The organism is Allorhizocola rhizosphaerae (assembly GCF_003426775.1).
GTDB classification, from domain to species: Bacteria; Actinomycetota; Actinomycetes; order Mycobacteriales; family Micromonosporaceae; genus Allorhizocola; species Allorhizocola rhizosphaerae.
This window is the reverse complement of the sequence record NZ_QJUG01000106.1, coordinates 1-19289: the sequence shown is the minus strand read 5'-3', so window position 1 is coordinate 19289 and position 19289 is coordinate 1. Positions and strand designations below refer to the sequence as shown.

Here is a 19289-nt window from a genome sequence, read left to right as displayed (position 1 = left end):
TTTTTCGAGTACTCGCGGAGGCACAGCAAAATGGCAACGTCACCGATCGGATTGCACCGGGTGATCTCCCCGGTGGGCGTGCTGCCCCAGGCGGCCGACCGCCTGGACAGCAGCCCGGCGATCGGGGACGACGAGGTGCGTGTGGCCGTCGAGCGGCTCAACCTCGACGCGGCCTCGTTCCGCCAGCTGTTCACCAAGCACGCGGGTGACGGCGACGCCGTGCGCGCCGAGGTGCTCGGGATCGTCGCCGCGCGCGGCAAGATGCACAACCCGGTCACGGGCTCGGGCGGCATGCTCATCGGTGTCGTCGAGGAGGTGGGCCCGGCGTCGCCGCTGGGGCTCAAGGTCGGGGACAAGGTCGCGACGCTCGTGTCGCTGACGCTCACCCCGCTGGCGATCACGGCCGGGCTCAAGGCCTGGGACGGCCGGTCCGAGCAGGTGCCGTGCGAGGGCCACGCCATACTGTTCGGACGCTCGATCGCGGCCGTGCTGCCCCCCGACTTACCGGCCGATCTGGCGCTCGCGGTGCTCGACGTGTGCGGTGCGCCCGCGCTGACGGCGCGGGTCGTCAAGCCGGGCGCGTCGGTGGCCGTGATCGGCGCGGCCGGCAAGAGCGGCTCGCTGGCACTGGCCGCGGCCCGTGCTCACGGAGCCGGGCGCATTGTCGGGCTCGTGCGGGACGGGGTCGAGGCGGGCCAGATCGAAGGGCTGGCCGACGATGTGGTGATCGCGGACGCGCGCGATCCGATCGCGGTGGCACGGGCGGTCGGTGAGCCGGTGGACGTGACCGTGGTGTGCGTCGATGTGCCCGGCTGTGAGCACGGTGCGATTCTCGCGACGGCGCAGGGCGGCACGGTCGTGTTCTTCAGCATGGCGACGAGCTTCCCGGCCGCCGCGCTGGGTGCCGAAGGGCTCGCGGCCGATGTGACCATGCTGATCGGCAATGGGTATGTGCCCGGCCACGCGGCCTACGCGCTCGATCTTGTGCGGGGCGATGCGGCGGTGCGGGCGCTGTTTGAGGCCAGAATACGAGCATGACTGATCCCCGTTCTGTGCTGTACACCTGCGGCGAGATCCGCACCCCGGCCGTGCCGTTCGCCGACGCCATGCTGGTGCGCGATGGTGTGATCGAAGGGCTCGGCGTCGCGGCCCAGGCCGCCGACGTGATCGACGCCGACGTCCGGATCGACCTCGGGCCGGATGCCCTCATCACGCCGGCGTTCGTGGACGCGCATGTGCACGCGACCGATTCGGGCCTGGCCCGGCTCGGCCTGGACCTGTCGGGCGTGCGGTCGCGGCAGGCGTTGCTGGACGCGGTCGCCGAGTTCGCCCGAAAAGGTGACGGCGACGGTGTGCTGCTGGGCCACGGTTTCGATGAATCGACATGGGGTAATGAACAGGCGCCGCCGTTGAGCGCCGAGCTGGACCGTGCTGCGTTGGGGCGCAGCGTCTACCTGTCGCAAGCATCGATCCATTCGGCGCTCGTCTCTACGGACCTGTTGGCGCTCGCGGCGGGCACACCCGGTTACGACGAGTCGGGCTGGGTCAAGCGGGAGGCGCACCATGTCGTGCGCGAGGCCGCGTTCGGGCGGATCACGAGCGCGCAGCGGGCGCAGGCGCAACTGGCGTTCCTGAAGGCGGCCGCTTCGCTGGGGATCGCCGCGGTTCACGAGTGCGGTGGGCCGGGCACATCGTCGGAGCACGATTTCACGGCGCTGCTGGCGCTGTCCGGGCGCGGGCTGCCGGAGGTGTACGGGTACTGGGGTGAGCTCATGGCCGCCGAAAAGGCGCGGGCGCTGGGCGCGGTGGGGGCCGGTGGCGACCTGTATGCCGATGGGGCTTTGGGTTCGCGCACCGCCGCCGTGCGGGAGTCCTATGTGGACGTCTCGGGGTGCGGGCACGGATATGTCACCGCCGACCAGGTGCGCGACCATTTGCTGGACTGCCACCGGCACGGCATGCAGGGCGGGTTCCACGCGATCGGCGATGCCGCGATCGGTACCGTCATGGAAGGCTTTAAAAACGCGGCGAAAAAGCTTGGCGTGGAAGCGATCCGGGAGGCGCGGCACCGGGTCGAACACGCGGAGATCATGGACAAGGCGCTGATCGCGGCGTTCGTGGAATATGGCGTCTTCGCCAGCATGCAGCCCGCGTTCGACCGGCTGTGGGGCGGAGAGCACCAGATGTACGCGCAGCGGCTGGGCGTGCAGCGCAGCCTGGCCAGCAACCCGATGGGGCAGATGCACAACACGGGTGTGGCGCTGGCGTTCGGATCCGATTCGCCGGTGACCCCGCTGGATCCGTGGGGCAGCGTGCGCGCGGCGATGTGGCATTTCAACCCCGCGCAACGGATGACCGCCGCGGCCGCCTTCGCCGCGCACACGAAGGGCGGATGGCGGGCAGTTCATCAAGACAATGAAGGAGTTTTGGTACCGCTTGCGCCCGCGACGTTCGCGGTGTGGCACACCCCGGCGGGTCGGGTCGGCAGCCTGCCCTCGCTGGAACAGCACGATGCACTGCCGGTGTGCGTGCGGACCGTACTGCGTGGAGAGACCATCTATGAAGCTTGATCTGGACCCACGCCTGGTCGCCCAGGCCCGAGCGCTTGCGCGGCGGGCCGGGCAGCCGGTCGTCGACCTGGCCCGCTCGCACACCACGGTGAGCGTGGAGCGGGCCGTGCTGCGGCTGGCCGGGGTGACCGGCGCGGATCCGGACGGCATCCCGTTTGTGAACCGGTTGGTGGACGCCGTGCGCGCGGATGTCGGGTTGGGTTGCGGGGTCGCGCTGCCGGTCTTCCACGCGCTGGCCTCGTCCGGATTGGACGATCTGACGCTGCTGGCGCAGAAGGCGGCGGCGGGCTCGATTCGATTCTCCCTCCCGGCAGGCGCGGACCTGCGGCGGGCAAAGTCGGCCTCGCGGCGGGCGGTCGCGGCCGGCATGAAGACGATCGACCGCAACCGGGCCACGCGAGACAGGCTCATCCGCCGCCTTGGAGACCCGCGGCAGCGGCCGTGGATCTACCTGATCGTGGCAACGGGCGACATCCACGAGGACATCCCGCAGGCGCAGGCGGCGGCGCGGGCCGGGGCGGATGTCATCGCGGTCATCCGGTCGACGGGACAGTCGCTTTTGGACTACGTGCCGGAGGGGGCCACGCGGGAAGGGTTCGCCGGGACCTACGCCACGCAGGAGAACTTCCGCCTGATGCGTGCCGCGCTCGACGAGTCCTCGCGGGAGTTGGGGCGGTACGTGCGGCTCACCAATTACGCATCCGGGCTGTGCATGCCCGAGATCGCCACCCTGGCCGGGCTCGAACGGCTCGACATGATGCTCAACGACTCGATGTACGGCATCCTGTTCCGCGACATCAACCCCATCCGCACGTTCGTGGACCAGCGGTTCTCGCGCCAGATCCACGCGCGGGCCGGCATCATCATCAACACGGGCGAGGACAACTACCTGACCACAGCCGACGCCGTCGAGGCCGCCCACACGGTCACGGTCTCGCAGTTGCTCAACGAGTTCTTCGCGCACGAGGCGGGGCTGGAAGACTGGCAGCTCGGGCTGGGCCACGCCTTCGAGATCAACCCCGACCTGCCCGAGTCGTTCCGCCTCGAACTGGCCCACGCCTTACTCGCGCGGGAGCTGTTCCCGGAGGCGCCGCTGAAGTGGATGCCGCCCACCAAGCACATGACCGGCGACGTGTTCCGGGGCAACCTGCTCGACGGCTTCTTCAACCTCGCGGGCACCATGACGGGCCAGGGCATCCTGCTCGTCGGCATGATGACCGAGGCCGTCGTGACCCCGTGGCTGTCCGACCGGGACATCGCCCTGCAAAACGTGCGCTATGTGCTCAACGCCTGCGGCAACCTGCACGAAGACTTCGTCCCGGCACCGGGCGGCTTCATCCAGCGCCGCGCCCGGCAGGTCCTCGCCGAGGCCATCGACCTGCTCGGCCGCATCGTCGACGACACCCTGCTGGAGGCCATCGCCGACGGCACGTTCGGCATCATGCGCCGCCCCGCCGACCGCGGCAAGGGCCTCGACGGCGTCGCCAAGCACGAAGACGGCTACTACAACCCCGCGACTGAGATCCTGGAAGACAAACCCTGATTTCTGCGGTTTACTTGCAGAGAACGGCTTGAAAATCAGCGAAAGGCAAGATCATGTTGCGCAGCTTCCGGGTCGCCAATCATCGGTCGATCCGAGATGAGCAGGAGCTCGTGTTGCTGCCCGCCTATGACAAGGCGAAGCCCGTGACACCGGTCGCGGCCGTGTTCGGGGCGAACGCCTCCGGCAAGTCCAACCTTCTCGACGCGTTGACGTGGATGCAAACAGCGGTCCGGAGCTCCTTCCGGCAGTGGGAGGCCGGCTCCGGCGTGCCGCGGACGCGGTTCAGACTGGATGCGAAGACCGAGGTCGAGCCCTCCTTCTATGCGGTTGATCTTCTGCTCGGCGGAGTCCAGCACGCCTACGGCTTCACGGTCGACAGCGAGCGTGTGGTCGAAGAGTGGCTCTACAGTTATCCACACCGCCGCAAACGGGTGATCTTCGAGCGGAACGGCGACGATATCTCCTTCGGCTCAACGGTTCCCGACTATCGCGGCGTTGCCGAGCTGCTGAGCGGGCTCACCCGCGACAACGCGCTGGTGCTCAGCTCCGCCGCACAGGCCAACCAGGAAGTGGTTGCCCCGGTTTACGACTGGTTCCGGGCCTCGATACGGATTTCTTCGCGCGAGCCGCGCTCCTCGCCGCTCGACACCCGGCGGCTGCAGGCTGCGTTGCGATCACAGCCGGCGCTCATCAATCTGGTGAAGGCTGCGGACCTGGGAATCACCGATATACAGCTCCGCTCGGCAGCGTCAAGCCGTGCTCTGTTGGAAGAGTTGGACAGGGCGCAGAAGGCAACCGATGACGCCATCGCCGAGTGGGCAAGGCTACACAACAGCATGCGGCGAAGGCAGCGGGAGCTGCGGGAAGCACAGGATCGGGGCGACACGGAATCCGCCCAGAAAATCGAGCAGACGCTGGAGCGCCTGCAATCGCAGATACGCTCCGGCGCTATGGCGACAGCCGAAGCGGAGACGCTGCTGAGCAATGCGCTCAAACACGCGGAGGGCGCGCCAGAACTGATATTTCTGCACGGTGAGCAGGCCGCGCCGCTGGCTGTGGAAGACCAGTCCGAGGGAACGGTCGCCTGGATCAGGCTACTTGTGGAGGCCGCGGAGGCGTTGCGCTTCGGGTCGGTGCTACTGGTCGATGAGATTGACGCGAGTCTGCATCCGCACCTGAGCGCCAGGCTCATCGGGCTTTTCCAGGACGTCGAGGTCAACACCGGGTCGGCGCAGCTGATATTCACCACCCATGACGCGAGCCTGCTCAGCCCGGTCCTTGGCGATGAGACGCTTGCCCGCGATCAGGTCTGGTTCATCGAAAAGGGGCCGGACGGCGCTTCGAGGCTCTATCCGCTGACCGACTTCCATCCGCGGCAGGGGGAGAACACAGCCCGCCGCTACCTGGGCGGAAGTTACGGCGCCATACCGAACACCTCTGAGCACTCATTCCGGCGTGCTTTGCTCGACCCGGTGGTGACTGATGCCTCGGCGTGATCACCAGCCGCAACGGCGGCCGTCGGTTAGGCCCGCATATACCAGGATTCTGGTGTTCTGCGGTGGCTTGAAGACGGAGCCCGCCTACCTCGATGGGCTGCGCGCACTTGCCCGGGCGAACTCGAAGGTCCTGGCGGTACAGGCGAGGGGAGTTTCGCCGGCGCAGCTTGTGGCTCGTGCGGCAAGGGTGCTTGAAGACAATCCGGGCTTCTACGACGAGACCTGGTGCGTGTTCGACGTCGACGACTTTGACCTGCAGGGCGTGGCTGCACAAGCAAAGCAGGCCGGGATTCGGCTCGCAGTCTCGAATCCGTGTTTCGAGTTGTGGCTCGTGCTGCACCACGATGAACATCGTGCGGTGGTCAGCTGCGACAAGATCGCGGAGCGGTTGAGACAACTGGTGCCGCGTTACGACAAGACGCGTCTGAGATTCACCGACTTCGCCCACGGCGTCGAGGCGGCGGTCGAACGGGCTCAGAAGCTCGAACCGAGTGGTGAAAAGCACGACATCAATCCGTCAACAGGGGTGTGGCGGTTGGTGGAGAGGATTGTGCAATGAAGACCGTGGTGCGGCCATATGGGGATACGACGGGGGACGGGATGGTGCAGGTGTCGTTCACGCTGCCGATCCCGCACGACAAGCTGGCCGAGGGGGCCGCGCTGCAGCTGGCCGGGAAGATGGGGCTCGACCCGGCGATGCTGGTGCACGCGAAGCCGATCGGTGACGGGTTCACGTTCTTTGTGGTGTACGGGAGTGTGCGGCACCTGGTCGAGTTGGACAAGGTGCAGGTGATCGAGCGTGACTTCCCGCTGCTGAGCGCCAAGGAGGTCAACGCGATGGTGCGGCAGCGGTTGCGGCGCAAGCTGTCGGTGGTCGGCGCGTGTATCGGGACGGACGCGCACACCGTGGGGATCGACGCGATCCTGAACCTGAAGGGGATCGCGGGGGAGAAGGGGCTGGAGTATTACCGCGAGCTGAAGGTGCGCAACCTGGGGGCGCAGGTGAGCGTGCCCGAGTTGGTGGCGCAGGCGCTGGCGGAGAAGGCCGACGCGGTGTTGGTGTCGCAGGTGGTCACGCAGAGGGACGCGCATCTGCACAATACGCGTGAGATGTCGGCGGCGTTCCGGGAGGCGCTTCCGGCGGGCAAGCGGCCGGTGCTCATCGTGGGCGGGCCGCGTTTCGACGAGACGATGGCCGAGGAGCTTGGGGTGGACCGGATATTCGGGCGTGGGACGACGCCGAGGGAAGTGGCGAGCTATCTCGTGCATCGGATCGTGAAATGATTACGGTGACGCACAAGAGGTATGTGCCGTACAGCCACGCGCACTACGCGGGCAATCTGGTGGACGGGGCGTATGCGCTGGCCGCGTTCGGGGATGTGGCCACCGAGGTCTGCATCCGGCTGGACGGGGATGAAGGGCTGTTCGCGTCCTATTCGGACGTCCAGTTTAGAGCGCCGATGCGGGCCGGGGACGTGCTGGAGGTGACCGCGACGGTGACGCGGATGGGCAATCGCAGCCGGACCATCGAGTTCGAGGCGCGGGTGGTGTGCCGGGGGCGGCCCGACATCTCCGAAAGTGCGGCGCAGGTGCTGGATCCACCGATTGTCGCCGTGACGGCTGTGGGGACTGTCGTCGTACCGGCAAAGAAATGAACTTTGTCTGTGTCGATGTCGGGTCGACCTTTACCAAAGCTGTTGCGGTGTCGGGAAAAGGCGAGCTCTTGGGGGCTGCCGACCATCGGACGACGGTTGAGTCGGATGTCCTGGTGGGGCTGGATGCCGCTGTCAAGAAGACGGGAGTGCAGCCGGATGAGGTGCTGGTGTGCTCGTCGGCGGGGGGCGGGTTGCGGCTCGCGGTGGTGGGCTACGAGCGGCTGGTGACGGCCGAGGCAGGGCACCGGGTCGGGTTGAGCGCGGGCGCCAAGGTGGTGCACGTGGCGGCGGGCAAGCTGGACGCCGTTGCGCTGCAAGGATTGCGCGCCGCGAAACCGGATGTCGTGTTGCTGGTGGGGGGTGCGGACGGTGGAGACGAGGAGACGATAACTCATAACGCGAACCGGTTGGCGAAGGCACGTTGGAAGACGCCGATTGTGGTCGCGGGGAACGTGTCGGCGCGGTCCGATGTGGAGAGAGCTCTGGCCGGGCTGCGCGTCACGGTGACCGGCAATGTGTTGCCTGCGATCGGGGTGTCGAATCCGGGGCCGGCGCGGGCGGCGATTCGTGAGGTTTTCCTGAGCCATGTCATCGGTGGCAAGCATCTGTCGCGGGGGCCGAGGTTTGCCTCGATGGTGCGCGGGGCCACGCCCGATGTGGTGCTGACGGGAGTCGAACTGCTGGCGCAACGGGTGGCGGGCGACCTGCTCGTGGTCGACGTGGGCGGGGCGACGACGGATGTGTACTCCGTGATCAAGCCCGTCGGCGAGGTGGCCGACGTGGCTGGGACGCTGTGGGCGTCCCGGACCGTGGAGGGGGATCTCGGGATGCGGTGGTCGGCGCGGGGCGTGGCCGACGCCGCGCGGGCGGAGCGGCTGGACGACCTGGGGGACGTAGACATTGACCCGGCTGCCGCCTCGCACCCATTGGACGAGCGTCTCGCCGAGCTGGCGATGACCATCGCGCTGCGCCGCCACGCCCGCGCCGGACGGGACCTGAGCGGGGTCACGTTTGTCATCGGCTCCGGAGGCGTGTTGCGGCACCGACCGGCCGATGCGGCTCGCAAGATCGTCCAGTCGGCGCTGGCCGATCATGCGGGTGGCTGGGCGTTGCCGAGATCGCCGGCGGTCGGCATAGACTCGTCATATGTGCTGGCAGCGGCCGGGTTGCTCGCCGCTGATCACCCGGGCGCCGCCGTCTCACTCCTTGGCTCCGCCTTGACCTGAGCAAGGTCCAACGCGTACCGTCGTGAGGTTCTGTGCTTCAGCGATCAGTAGAAAACGACGCCATTACATCCGGTGTCGGCCCGAAGGTCACTGGCATGGAGACAACAGGAAGGGGCGCGGCCGGGGGGTCGCGCCCCGGTTGTATGTAAGGAGAAGTTGGGTGTTGGTGGCTGCCGGGCTCGCCGTGCTTTCGGGTTTGGCGCTGCTGTTCGCGTTCCCGCCGCTCGGGTGGTGGTGGCTTGCCCCGGTCGGCGTGGCCCTGCTTGCCTTCGCGGTCAAGGGAAGGCGGCTGCGCGCGGGCTTCGGCCTCGGCATGATCACTGGGATCGTCTTCTTCGGACCGCTGCTGTCGTGGACCAACCTGCACACCGGATATGTCCCGTGGCTGCTGCTGGCGTTGTTTCAGGCCACGTACTACGCGCTGCTGGGTATGGCGCTGTCGTGGGCTCTGGTCGAATCGCTGCGCAAGTGGTGGCCGCTGATCGTCGCGCTGCTGTGGGTGGCCGAGGAGGCGCTGCGCGACCGGGCCCCGTTCGGCGGTTTCCCGTGGGGGCGGCTCGCGTTCAGCCAGGGCGGCTCGCCCGTGCTTGACTTCGCGGCCTACGGCGGGGCCCCGCTGGTGACGTTCCTCGTGGCGGTGGCCGGTGGGCTGCTGTTCATGCTGCGCTGGCCCTATCTGGTGGGGGCGATTGGTGTGATGGCGGTCGGGTTGGTCGTGCCGGTGCAGACTCCCGGCGGGGCTCCCGTGACCGTCGCGATCGTGCAGGGCAACGTGCCCCGCATGGGGCTCGACTTCAACGAGCAGCGCAAAGCCGTACTCGACAACCACGTGCGCAACACCGTGGACCTGGCGGGACAGGTGCGACGGGGCGAGGTGAAGCAGCCGGATCTGGTGGTGTGGCCGGAAAACGCGTCCGACATCGACCCCTTGGTCAACGCCGACGCACGTGCGGCCATCGACGCCGCCGCACAGGCCATCAATGCGCCCATTTTGGTCGGTGCGGTGCTGCGCGGCCCCGGGGAGAACGAGTCGCGCAACGCCGGGATCGTGTGGGAGCCTGGCAACGGGCCCCAGGAGATGTATCTCAAACGCCATCCGGTGCCGTTCGCCGAATACATGCCCATGCGCTCGCTCATCATGCCGATCGCGCGCGCCATCACCAACCAGGCCAAGCTGTTGCGCACCGACTTCGTGGCCGGCACGGAGCCGGGTGTGCTGGCCGTGGGGCCGACCCGGGTGGGCGATGTGATTTGCTTCGAGGTCGCCTATGACGAGGTGGTACGCGATGTGGTCACCAACGGCGCGGAGCTGATCGCGGTACAGACCAATAATGCGACCTTCAACGAGGCCGAGGCGGCGCAGCAATTGGCCATGGTGCGGCTGCGGGCGGTCGAGCACGGCCGCGACAGCCTCATGGCGTCGACGGTCGGGATCTCCGCATTCGTCACGTCTGACGGCCACGTGCACGATGCGTCCCAGTTCAACACCCCTGACGTCATGGTGCGTGAACTGCGTACCGGCGATTCGACTACCCTGGCTACCAGACTCGGCAAATGGCCCGAGGTCGCGCTGACCCTCTGCGCGGTCTTGTTCTTGGTGCTGGCGGCCGTGCGCAGGCGTGCGTCGTTGTTGTTAGGAGACGGAATTGAGCGAGGAAGGCTATCCCGGCGTGGGTCGGGTGTTGGTGATCATCCCGACCTATAACGAGGCCGACAACGTGCGGCTGATCGTCGACCGGGTGCGCCGCTCGGTTCCCGAGGTCGATGTGCTCATCGCCGACGACAACAGCCCGGACGGCACGGGCCGCATCGCCGATGAGATGGCGGCCGCCGACTCGCACGTGCACGTGATGCATCGCGCCGGCAAGGAGGGTCTTGGCAAGGCATACGTCGCCGGGTTCGGCTGGGCCCGCGACCACCGATACGACGTCGTCGTGCAGATGGACGCCGACGGCTCGCACGCCCCCGAGGAGCTGCCCCGGCTGCTCGACCCGCTGCGGGCGGGCGCCGATGCGGTGATCGGCTCGCGCTACGTGCGCGGCGGCAAGATCATGGTGGACTGGCCGCTGCACCGGCTGCTGCTGTCGCGCGGGGGCAACTTCTATATCCGCGTGGTGCTCGGCATGGGCGTCAAGGACGCCACCGGAGGATACCGGGCCTACCGGCTCAGCGTGCTCGACAAGGCCGAGCTCGATTCGATCCAGTCCCAGGGCTACAGCTATCAGGTCGAGCTCACCTGGCGGATCCACCGCAGCGGCTGCACCATCGTCGAGGTGCCGATTACGTTTGCCGAACGGGAGCACGGTGCCAGCAAGATGAGCGGCGCGATCGTCAAAGAGGCGATGTGGCGCGTTACCGTCTGGGGTGTGCAGGCTAAACGTTCCGCGCTGCGCAAGGCGCTGCGGCCGTCCGATCGCTGGCCGTGATGCGCAAGGTCAGGCTGCGCTGGATCCCGATCGGCGCCATCCTGCTCGGAGTGGCGGAGTTCGCCGTGCTGCTTGGTGTGGTGCGGCTGGTGGGCCGGCCGATTGGGATCATCGGGCTGCTGGTGCTCAGCCTGATGGGCGCGGTCATGCTGCGCTCCGAGGGCATCCGGGCGTGGCGCCGGATGCGTGAGGCGCGTCAAGCCCAAGGGCCGGTGGGGGAGAAGGTGCTCGATGGCGTCGTCGGGCTCACGGCAGGGGTGCTGCTGCTCGTGCCGGGCTATCTGACCGCGCTGGCCGGGCTGCTGCTGTTTGTGCCGCCGATCCGGTCGCTGGTGCGCAAACGGCTGCGCGCGGCGTCCGAGCGGCGGGTCCCGTCGAACGTGGCGGGAGACCTGTTCGGGCCGCGCTCGGTGCGGGTGCAGAAGACCCCGCCCACCAAGGCTCCGGCGGACGAGGTCATCGAAGGCGAAATCGTGGATTAGCGACACTGACAGAGGCGAGGGCCATTTCCCGCCTGGCAGGGCGCACGCCGGGGCAGTGTGCGCAGTTTGCACACCACCCGGCGGGCAACGCGGCCAGGCGGCAAATGGATCGCCTACGCCCGGCCGCGGCGGGCGCGGACCTCCTGAAGACGCTCGTTGAGGATTTCTTCCAGCTCCTCGATCGAGCGGCGCTCCAGCAGCATGTCCCAGTGGGTGCGCGGCGGCTTGACCTTCTTCTGCTCGGGCTCGCTACCGTCGACCAACCTGGCGATGCTGCCGTCGAACTTGCACTCCCATGTCGCGGGGACCTCAGCGTCGACCGCGAACGGCACCTCGAACTGGTGGCCGTTGGCGCACAGGTATTCCCGGCTCTGGCGCGGGGCAAGCTCGGTGTTGCGGTCGGACTCGTAGCTGACGGCCCCCAGACGGCTTCCCCGAAGCATGCGCTCGCCCATATCAGCACTCCTTGAAAGTTGTCGCACGTCAAACGACGCGAAGTTAGCGGCAGGTGGTGTAACGGTGTGCAGGACCGAAACGTTCCCGCTGACCTTCACGAGAGTAGCTGGTCCGAGCGCTGTTCCGCCGCTTGGGGAGGGGTAAACCGGCCGATCGTCCCTTTTGTGAAGTTCAATGCGGGCGGCGTGCACTCAGGTATGCGGTGGCGAACCGTTTGGTCCGTGGGCCTTGCAGCCGTTCTCTGAGAGCCGTGCTCTCGGCTGCCGTCAGGACTTGCTCGAACGCTTCGGCGAGCGACGGCGCCAGCGGGTTGGGTGGGACGTCCCAGTTGAGGTGATTGGGCTCGGCGCCCACCTCGGCCCGGTAGTCGAGCGTGATGTCGGTGAAGCCCGCGGCCTGGGCCAGCCGCAGCAGGTCGCGCTCGTCGAAGTCCAGCATGGGTCCCGCCACGCTGGTGAACAGCGCCATCACCTTGGCGGCCGGCTCCTCCAGCCCGGTGACGTCGCAGCCCATGAAGATGTTGTCGGGACCGGGGCCGCCGAACGAGTTGATCGGCTCGAACATCGCCAGCCTGCCGCCCGGGCGCAGCACCCGGTACAAGGAATGGAAAGATTCGGCTTTTTCATTTACATATATTAGTACCGAGCGGAGCGTCGCGGCGTCGAAGGCCCCGCTCGGCAGGGCCGCCAGGTCGGGCAGTCCGGTCTGGACGAACTCGCAGCGGACCCCCTGCGGTGCCTGCGCGCGGCAGTGGTCGAGCAGTTCGGCGGAGATGTCGGTGAACACGACCCGCCCGGTGGGGCCGACCCGCTCCAGCGCACCGAACGCGATCAGCCCATCGCCACAGCCCACGTCGACCACGGAATCGCCCTCGCGCAACCGCGCCCGGTCGAGCACGTTGTCGCGGAACACCTCCAGCTCGGGCGACGGTGGGCGTCGATGAAGCAGCCACCGGGCCCAGACATCGTTCACTTCATGACCTCGTCGAGCAGCTTCTGGCTCTCGGCCAGGCGGTCGCGATACAGGCTCGGGATCGTCGCGTGCAGGCTGTCGAACCTGCGGTAGGCCTCCCACGCGAACGTCGAGGCCGTGTCGTCGCCCCGGGCGTGCGCCGCGTAGGCCATCGCGTAGTAGGCGTGCGCCACCCCGTCCTGTATGCCCGCCTCCTCGAAGACGGGCACCGCGTCACGGGCGGCCGGCAGCCCGTCCTGCCCGTTGTCGGTCTGCGCCAGCGAGAGCGCGACCCGGGCCCAACCGGCCCCCGCGCGCATGAACGGTTCTGGATAGTCGTCGATGCCCTCGTGGATGCGCACCGCGGAGGTGGCCCGCTCCAGCGCCTCGGCGCGCTGGTCCAGCCGGCGCAGCACGAGGCTCAGGTTGGCCCCGGCCAGCGCGGCCAGGTGCGGGTCGGTGGCCAGCACCACGGCCTGGGACAGCTGCTCGCGGGCGGCCTGGTTGTCGCCCTCGCGCCCGAGGACGCGGCCCAGCACGAAGTGGGCCCGCGCCGCCGAGCCCGACTGGGCCGCGTCGGCCTTGCCCACCGCGAGTGCGGCTCTTTCCCGGGCCTCCGTCAGCAGCCCCTGTGAGAACAGCGCGCTGGCCTCGTTGGTCAGCCGGTCGACCTCGCCCCCGCGGTGGGCGCGCCAGCGTTTCCACAGCGACAGGGCGCCGCCCAGCAGGAACACGGCGATGCAGACGAGACCCGGGCCCATGAAGATGACTTCGAGGAGGTCGGAGGTGGAGGGCACCCGCTCAGGCTAGGCCAATCCGGGCGGGCTCGGGAACCTCGGGAAGGTCACGCGTACGAAAGGCGGGGCCCCGGATTCAGTCGCAAATGCGCGCTTGACTCTCCCGTAACGTGAGGTTGGAGCCTTGACGCGGAAGTTCGGAAAGGGGGCGAGAGGCCATGAGTTACACGGTGGGAAAGGTCGCCGAGTTCGCCGGGGTGACGGTGCGCACGCTGCACCACTACGACGAGATCGGGTTGCTGTCGCCCAGCGACCGCAGCCGCACGGGGTACCGCAGATATGACGACGCCGATTTGCTGCGGCTGCAGCAGATCATGTACTACCGGGAGCTCGGCTTCTCGCTCGACGAGATAGCGACCATCCTCGATGACCCGCACGCCGACGCGCAGGCACACCTGCGCCGGCAGCATGAGCTGCTCAGCGAGCGGATCACCAAGCTACAGAAGATGGTCTATGCAATCGAATTCGCGATGGAGGCGGAGAAGGTGGGAATTCAGCTCACACCACAGGAGCGGTTCGAGGTCTTCGGTGACTTCGACCCGGACAAGCACGCGGAGGAGGCGAAGGAGCGCTGGGGAGACACGGAGGCCTACCGCGAGTCGATGCGGCGGGCCGGCCGGTACACCAAGGAGGACTGGCAGCGCATCAAGGACGAGATGACGCAGTGGGGCGAGCGCGTCGTGGCGCTCATGGACTCGGGTGCTCCGGCCGACGGGCCCGACGCCATGCAACTCGCCGAGGAGCACCGGCAGCACATCAGCCAGTGGTACTACGAGTGCACCTACGAGATCCACACCGGGCTGGCCGACATGTACCTGGCCGACGAGCGATTTGAGGCGTTCTACGAGTCGATCAAGACCGGGTTGGCGCGGTATCTGCACGACGCGATCCACGCTAATGCGATTATGAGGGCGTAGGAGATCATTCCTGTCAAACGGGGGTTGACATGCTCGGAACGATCCTGTGGGGCATCATCGGCGGCGCCATCATCGGCATCCTTGCCCGGTTGCTGCTGCCAGGCCGCCAGAACATCTCCATGCTCATGACGGTCATCGTGGGTATCCTCGCCGCCACGCTGGGCGGCCTGCTGGCCGACTGGCTCGGGGTGGGCGAGACGGCCGGCATCGACTGGTGGCGGCACATCATCCAGATCGCGCTCGCCGTGCTCGGCGTCTGGCTGGTCGCGCGCATGAGCTCGGGCAGGCGGGGCACCACCCCACCGGCCCGTCCGGTCACCCGCTGACCCTCGGGGCCGCCCGAACCCAGAGGCTCGGGCGGCCCCGACCGGTGGGCGACCTGGTCAACGCATGCCACACCTGCCGGGTTCCATCGCCCGGCAGGTGTGCGGCGGCCCCGGCTACTTCTACTTCGACTTGGCGAGCTTGCTGGGCGTCTTCACCTTGGTGGGCGGGGCCTTCGTGATGGCGTGGACGAAGTGCGCCAGCTTGTCGTCGGACAGGTGCTGCGCGATGTCCGCCTCGCTGATCATGCCGATCAGTTGCTTGTTCTCCATGACCGGCAACCGCTTGATCTTGTTCTTCTCCATCACCCGGAGCACCTCGTCCTCGCTCGCGTCGGCCTCGACCCAGACGGGTGTGCCCTGAGCCAGCTCGCCCGCGGTGATCCGGGACGGGTCCTTGCCCGCCGCGATGCACTTCACCACGATGTCGCGGTCGGTGATGATGCCTTTGAGCTTGTTGTCGGTGCCGCAGATGGGCAGCGAACCCACCTGCTTGTCGCGCATCATCTGCGAGGCGCGGTCGAGAGTCTCGGTTTCGGGCACGCATTCGGCACCCGGGTGCATGATTTCCCTGGCCTGGATCATGACAAGATCACCCTTTCTGATCAGGGACTACCTGCTCATCATGGGGCTGTGTTGTGGCGGCGCGCATAGGTATCAGCATGCTTGAATTGGCTTCATGGCTATCGTGATAGTCGGCGCCTCGCTGGCGGGTGCGAACGCGGCCGAGACCCTGCGCTCCGAGGGGTACCAGAAAGAAATCATCATGATCGGGGATGAGCCCGATCCGCCCTACGAGCGGCCACCCCTTTCCAAGGGATATCTGCTCGGCAACCAGGAGCTCGACGAGGCGTTCGTGCACCCGATGGAGTGGTATCGCGAGCACACCATCGATCTGCGCCTGTCAACGTCGGTCACGGCGCTGGACGTGGGCGACAAGCGGGTGCGGCTGTCCAGCGGTGAGCGCATCGGCTACGACAAGCTGTTGCTCGCGACCGGGGCGAGGCCGCGGCCGGTCGACGTGGGTGGGGCGCGCTATCTGCGCGACATCCGCGACAGCAAGGCACTCAAATCGCTGCTGACGGCCGGCACGGACGTGGCGGTGATCGGGGCGGGTTGGATCGGGCTTGAGGTGACCGCGGCGGCGCGCACGCACGGGGCCGAGGTGTCGGTGGTGGAGACGGACTCCCTGCCGCTGCGGCGGGTGCTGGGGGATGAGCTCGCGGCGTTCTATCGTGACGTGCACGCGGACAAGGGCGTGGCGTTCCACTTTGGACGGACGGTGACGTCTTCGGATGGCGCGTCGGTCACATTGGACGACGGCACGTCGGTGCCGGCCGACGTGGTGCTCGCGGGTGTGGGTGTGTCGCCGTGCACGGAGCTCGCCGCCGACGCCGGGCTGGAGGTGGACAACGGGATCGTGGTGTCGGAGTCGCTGCAGACGTCTGCGCCGGATGTGTACGCGTGCGGTGACGCGGCCAATTGGTTCAACCCGCTGATCGGGGCCAGGATGCGCGTCGAGCACTGGGAAAACGCGCGGCAGGGCGGGATGGTGGCGGCAAGAGCCATGCTGGGACAACAGGTTTCGTACGACTGGATCCCGTACTTCTACTCGGATCAATATGACGTGGGCATGGAATACTCCGGCTGGGTCGGGCCGGGCGGCTACGACCGCGTGGTCATCCGTGGTTCGATGGACTCGCGCGAGTTCATCGCCTTCTGGGTCAAGGATTCCCGGGTGCTCGCCGGCATGAACGTCAACGTCTGGGACGTCCAGGACGACATCCGGGCCCTCATCAAGGCCGGCTACGCAGATGGGGCCACTGTGGACCTCGCCAAGCTCGCCGACGGGGAGGCTGCGCTGGACACCTCGCTCATCGCGTAAGGCCCAGCTTCCGATCTCGGGGTCGCGGCCCTCAACGCATTACCGCATTCGTTACGTCATAGACAAGTGACGATCGTTCGATCGGGTGGAAAGTTTCCGCGCGGCGTTTCGTGTCGTTGATCAGATTCGATATACCTCCCAGCAACTGGGCGATCACTTCATGATGCTCAGAAAAAGTGGTGGAGGCAAAAGTGACAATCGGGGAGGGTGCTGCGGGCGTGGCGCCGGAGCACATGCTGTCGAGCCTGAGTACGGCGGCCGCACGCAACCTGGCATCGACGACCAAATCCGCACCGCAGATGCAGGAAATCACCTCGCGCTGGCTGCTGCGGGTGCTTCCCTGGGTGCAGGTCAACGGCGGTGTCTATCGGGTCAACCGGCGGATGACCTATGCGATCGGGGACGGGCGGCTCAGTTTCACCAACGTCGGTGTGCACGTGCGGGTGGTGGCGCCGGAGCTGTGCGAGCTGCCGCAGCTGCGCGGTTTCGGCGATGTCGAGGTGCTGGAGGAGGTGGCCCAGCGGTTCACGCAGCACGAGTTCGCGGCCGGCGACATGATCGTGGAGCGCGGCGGGCCGATCGACCGGGTGTATCTGCTGGCACACGGCAAGGTGGACCGGGTCGGGGAGGCCGCCTATGGTGCGCCCGTCGTGCTGGAGGTGCTGGCGGACGGGCAGTTCTTCGGCGACCGCTCGCTCGTCGAGTCGGATCTGACGTGGGAGTGCGGCTATCGTGCGGCGACGGCGTGCACCGTGTTGTCGATGCCGCGCACGGAGTTCGAGCAGCTGGTGGAGCGCTCGGACGCGCTGCGCGCGCACATCGAGGAGCTGCGCAACCGCCCGAAGCTGCCGACCAACAAATATGGCGAGAAGGAGGTCGCGCTGGCGGCGGGCCATCACGGCGAGCCCGAGCTGCCGGGCACGTTCGTGGACTACGAGCTCTCGCCGCGGGAGTACGAGCTCAGCGTGGCGCAGACGGTGCTGCGCATCCACTCCCGGGTGGCGGACCTGTTCAACCATCCGATGAACCAGACGGAGCAGCAGCTTCGCCTGACCGTCGAGGCGCTGCGGGAGCGCCAGGAACACGAGATGGTGAACAACCGCGAATTCGGCCTGCTGCACAACGCCGATCTGAAGCAGCGCATCCACACCCGGACCGGCCCGCCGACCCCGGACGACATGGACGAGCTGCTCAGCCGTCGGCGTAACACCCACGTCATCCTGGCCCACCCGCGCGCGATCGCCGCCTTCGGCCGGGAGTGCACGCATCGCGGCGTTTATCCCTCCAATGTGGACTACCAGGGGCACAGCGTGCCGGCCTGGCGCGGCGTGCCCATTCTGCCGTGCAACAAGATTCCGGTCAGCGACACGTTCACCACGTCCATCCTCGCGATGCGCACCGGCGAGGATAACCAGGGTGTCGTGGGCCTGCACCAGACCGGCATCCCGGACGAGATCCAGCCCAGCCTCTCGGTGAGATTCATGGGCATCGACGATCAGGCCATCATCAAGTATCTGGTCAGCGCCTACTATTCCGTGGCCTTGCTGGTTCCGGACGCGCTGGGTGTGCTCGAAAACGTCGAGATCGGACACTTCCATGATTGAAGCCCCGCCCGAGTGCGGGGGTGCGACCGGGCAGGGCGCGGCCAAGCGGGCGTTGCACCGCGGCCGCGCGCTCGTGGATCCGGCCCTGCGCGAGGCCGTGGACAACCTGCCCGGCTCGCTGCGGCGCATCGCCGGGTACCACCTCGGCTGGTGGGACGCGCAGGGCCTGCACGAGAACGGGACCGCCGCGGGCAAGGCGCTGCGGCCCGCGCTCGCCCTGCTGGCCGCCGAGGCGGTCGGCGGGACAGCGGCCGACGCACTACCCGCCGCGACAGCGGTCGAACTGGTGCACAACTTCTCGCTGCTGCACGACGACGTGATGGACGGCGACGCGATGCGCCGCCACCGCCCCACGGCGTGGAGCGTGTTCGGGGTGGGTTCGGCCATCCTGTGCGGGGACGCGCTGCTGGCCCTGGCGTTCGACGTGCTCGCCGCGAGCGGCCGTCCACAATCGACGGAGGCGGCGCGCATGCTGGCCGCCGCCGTCGCCGATCTGATCGCGGGGCAAGGGGAGGACCTCGCCTTCGAGCTGCGCGATGACGTGGACCTCAACGAGTGTCTCGCCATGGCGCGCAAGAAGACCGCCGCGCTGCTGGAGGCGAGCATGGGCCTGGGCGCGCTGTTCGGCAACGGCAGTGCGAGCCGGATCGAACTGCTGCGTGAGTTCGGCGCCGATGTGGGCCTGGCCTTCCAGCTGTCGGACGATCTGCTCGGCATCTGGGGTGATCCGGCGCTCACGGGCAAGCCCGTGTATTCGGATCTGCGGCGGCGCAAGAAGTCTTTGCCGGTCGTGGCCGCGCTCGGTTCGGGCGCGGCCGGCGGCGCCCGGCTGGCGGAGGCCTACCGGCACCGGCGTCCACTGTCCGATGAGGAGCTTGCCGCGCTGGCCGGGGCGGTCGAGCGGGCCGGCGGGCGGGCGTTCTGCGCGCAGCTGGCGGGCGAGCTGCTGGGCCGGGCG

General features: G+C 67.8%; 20 protein-coding genes. 16 read left to right on the top strand and 4 right to left on the bottom strand.

The features are described 5' to 3' along the window. Positions 1 to 30 precede the first annotated feature (30 nt). The 11 genes from kdd to DM816_RS22660 all read left to right on the top strand — a co-directional run bounded on the left by kdd (position 31) and on the right by DM816_RS22660 (position 11398). Positions 31 to 1038 (top strand): L-erythro-3,5-diaminohexanoate dehydrogenase, encoded by a 1008-nt coding sequence (kdd, locus tag DM816_RS22710; RefSeq protein ID WP_117212360.1) that lies wholly within the window; start codon positions 31 to 33, stop codon positions 1036 to 1038. After that, positions 1035 to 2570 carry an amidohydrolase gene (locus tag DM816_RS22705; protein WP_117212359.1) on the top strand — a complete coding sequence of 512 codons (1536 nt, stop codon included), beginning with the start codon at positions 1035 to 1037 and terminating at the stop codon, positions 2568 to 2570. The genes kdd and DM816_RS22705 overlap by 4 nt, the downstream gene beginning before the upstream one ends. Continuing rightward, on the top strand, positions 2560 to 4113 hold the full coding sequence (kamD, locus tag DM816_RS22700; protein WP_117212358.1) for a lysine 5,6-aminomutase subunit alpha: 1554 nt from the start codon (positions 2560 to 2562) through the stop codon (positions 4111 to 4113). Before DM816_RS22705 ends, kamD begins: the two co-directional genes overlap by 11 nt. Positions 4114 to 4223: 110 nt before the next feature. After that, positions 4224 to 5609, top strand: coding sequence for an AAA family ATPase (locus DM816_RS22695; RefSeq protein ID WP_211588811.1), 1386 nt, complete (start codon positions 4224 to 4226; stop codon positions 5607 to 5609). Then, positions 5596 to 6168: an RloB family protein gene (locus DM816_RS22690; protein WP_117212356.1), complete on the top strand. Its 573-nt coding sequence runs from the start codon at positions 5596 to 5598 to the stop codon at positions 6166 to 6168. The genes DM816_RS22695 and DM816_RS22690 overlap by 14 nt, the downstream gene beginning before the upstream one ends. Then, positions 6165 to 6893, top strand: coding sequence for a lysine 5,6-aminomutase subunit beta (gene kamE / locus DM816_RS22685; protein WP_117212355.1), 729 nt, complete (start codon positions 6165 to 6167; stop codon positions 6891 to 6893). Before DM816_RS22690 ends, kamE begins: the two co-directional genes overlap by 4 nt. After that, a complete protein-coding gene (kal, locus tag DM816_RS22680) occupies positions 6890 to 7264 on the top strand; it encodes a 3-aminobutyryl-CoA ammonia lyase (protein WP_117212354.1) in 375 nt (124 codons plus the stop codon). The genes kamE and kal overlap by 4 nt, the downstream gene beginning before the upstream one ends. Beyond that, the gene (locus tag DM816_RS22675) at positions 7261 to 8490 is read left to right on the top strand and encodes a glutamate mutase L (protein WP_117212353.1); all 1230 of its coding nucleotides are present in this window, start codon (positions 7261 to 7263) and stop codon (positions 8488 to 8490) included. Before kal ends, DM816_RS22675 begins: the two co-directional genes overlap by 4 nt. A gap of 160 nt (positions 8491 to 8650) precedes the next feature. Further along, positions 8651 to 10195, top strand: a complete 1545-nt coding sequence (gene lnt / locus DM816_RS22670; protein WP_246002138.1) for an apolipoprotein N-acyltransferase — start codon at positions 8651 to 8653, stop codon at positions 10193 to 10195. Continuing rightward, complete coding sequence (locus DM816_RS22665; RefSeq protein ID WP_117212352.1) at positions 10137 to 10916, top strand: polyprenol monophosphomannose synthase; 780 nt, start codon at positions 10137 to 10139, stop codon at positions 10914 to 10916. Before lnt ends, DM816_RS22665 begins: the two co-directional genes overlap by 59 nt. Next, complete coding sequence (locus DM816_RS22660) at positions 10916 to 11398, top strand: FxsA family protein (protein WP_117212351.1); 483 nt, start codon at positions 10916 to 10918, stop codon at positions 11396 to 11398. The genes DM816_RS22665 and DM816_RS22660 overlap by 1 nt, the downstream gene beginning before the upstream one ends. A gap of 113 nt (positions 11399 to 11511) precedes the next feature. On the opposite strand, the gene DM816_RS22655 is transcribed toward DM816_RS22660, so the two are convergent. From DM816_RS22655 to DM816_RS22645, 3 genes are all read right to left on the bottom strand, one after another. Then, positions 11512 to 11853, bottom strand: coding sequence for an RNA polymerase-binding protein RbpA (locus tag DM816_RS22655; protein ID WP_117212350.1), 342 nt, complete (start codon positions 11851 to 11853; stop codon positions 11512 to 11514). A gap of 172 nt (positions 11854 to 12025) precedes the next feature. Continuing rightward, complete coding sequence (locus tag DM816_RS22650; RefSeq protein WP_162907723.1) at positions 12026 to 12826, bottom strand: methyltransferase domain-containing protein; 801 nt, start codon at positions 12824 to 12826, stop codon at positions 12026 to 12028. Further along, on the bottom strand, positions 12823 to 13602 hold the full coding sequence (locus DM816_RS22645; RefSeq protein WP_117212349.1) for a tetratricopeptide repeat protein: 780 nt from the start codon (positions 13600 to 13602) through the stop codon (positions 12823 to 12825). Before DM816_RS22645 ends, DM816_RS22650 begins: the two co-directional genes overlap by 4 nt. Before the next feature lie 158 nt (positions 13603 to 13760). On the opposite strand from DM816_RS22645, the gene DM816_RS22640 reads away from it, so the two are divergent. Beyond that, positions 13761 to 14519, top strand: coding sequence for a MerR family transcriptional regulator (locus DM816_RS22640; protein ID WP_117212348.1), 759 nt, complete (start codon positions 13761 to 13763; stop codon positions 14517 to 14519). Positions 14520 to 14548: 29 nt separating this feature from the next. Next, entirely contained in the window at positions 14549 to 14845 is a 297-nt protein-coding gene (locus DM816_RS22635) for a GlsB/YeaQ/YmgE family stress response membrane protein (protein ID WP_117212347.1), read from the top strand. 120 nt (positions 14846 to 14965) lie between these two features. On the opposite strand, the gene DM816_RS22630 is transcribed toward DM816_RS22635, so the two are convergent. Further along, entirely contained in the window at positions 14966 to 15427 is a 462-nt protein-coding gene (locus tag DM816_RS22630; RefSeq protein ID WP_117212346.1) for a CBS domain-containing protein, read from the bottom strand. 94 nt (positions 15428 to 15521) lie between these two features. Between DM816_RS22630 and DM816_RS22625 the strand changes: the two genes are divergently transcribed. The 3 genes from DM816_RS22625 to DM816_RS22615 all read left to right on the top strand — a co-directional run. Then, on the top strand, positions 15522 to 16727 hold the full coding sequence (locus tag DM816_RS22625) for an NAD(P)/FAD-dependent oxidoreductase (RefSeq protein ID WP_117212345.1): 1206 nt from the start codon (positions 15522 to 15524) through the stop codon (positions 16725 to 16727). 233 nt (positions 16728 to 16960) lie between these two features. Further along, on the top strand, positions 16961 to 18331 hold the full coding sequence (locus DM816_RS22620) for a family 2B encapsulin nanocompartment shell protein (RefSeq protein ID WP_117212372.1): 1371 nt from the start codon (positions 16961 to 16963) through the stop codon (positions 18329 to 18331). Continuing rightward, a partial coding sequence (locus DM816_RS22615; RefSeq protein ID WP_162907722.1) for a polyprenyl synthetase family protein occupies positions 18324 to 19289 on the top strand: 966 nt, incomplete at its 3' end. The genes DM816_RS22620 and DM816_RS22615, both read left to right, overlap by 8 nt.

Coding starts and splice junctions, on each gene's coding strand:
- DM816_RS22655 (WP_117212350.1), bottom strand. CDS start 11,853: ATGGGCGAGCGCATGCTTCGGGGAAGCCGTCTGGGGGCCGTCAGCTAC.
- DM816_RS22625 (WP_117212345.1), top strand. CDS start 15,522: ATGGCTATCGTGATAGTCGGCGCCTCGCTGGCGGGTGCGAACGCGGCC.
- DM816_RS22635 (WP_117212347.1), top strand. CDS start 14,549: ATGCTCGGAACGATCCTGTGGGGCATCATCGGCGGCGCCATCATCGGC.
- DM816_RS22690 (WP_117212356.1), top strand. CDS start 5,596: ATGCCTCGGCGTGATCACCAGCCGCAACGGCGGCCGTCGGTTAGGCCC.
- DM816_RS22675 (WP_117212353.1), top strand. CDS start 7,261: ATGAACTTTGTCTGTGTCGATGTCGGGTCGACCTTTACCAAAGCTGTT.
- DM816_RS22620 (WP_117212372.1), top strand. CDS start 16,961: ATGCTGTCGAGCCTGAGTACGGCGGCCGCACGCAACCTGGCATCGACG.
- kal (WP_117212354.1), top strand. CDS start 6,890: ATGATTACGGTGACGCACAAGAGGTATGTGCCGTACAGCCACGCGCAC.
- DM816_RS22705 (WP_117212359.1), top strand. CDS start 1,035: ATGACTGATCCCCGTTCTGTGCTGTACACCTGCGGCGAGATCCGCACC.
- DM816_RS22660 (WP_117212351.1), top strand. CDS start 10,916: ATGCGCAAGGTCAGGCTGCGCTGGATCCCGATCGGCGCCATCCTGCTC.
- kdd (WP_117212360.1), top strand. CDS start 31: ATGGCAACGTCACCGATCGGATTGCACCGGGTGATCTCCCCGGTGGGC.
- DM816_RS22640 (WP_117212348.1), top strand. CDS start 13,761: ATGAGTTACACGGTGGGAAAGGTCGCCGAGTTCGCCGGGGTGACGGTG.
- DM816_RS22630 (WP_117212346.1), bottom strand. CDS start 15,427: ATGATCCAGGCCAGGGAAATCATGCACCCGGGTGCCGAATGCGTGCCC.
- kamD (WP_117212358.1), top strand. CDS start 2,560: ATGAAGCTTGATCTGGACCCACGCCTGGTCGCCCAGGCCCGAGCGCTT.
- kamE (WP_117212355.1), top strand. CDS start 6,165: ATGAAGACCGTGGTGCGGCCATATGGGGATACGACGGGGGACGGGATG.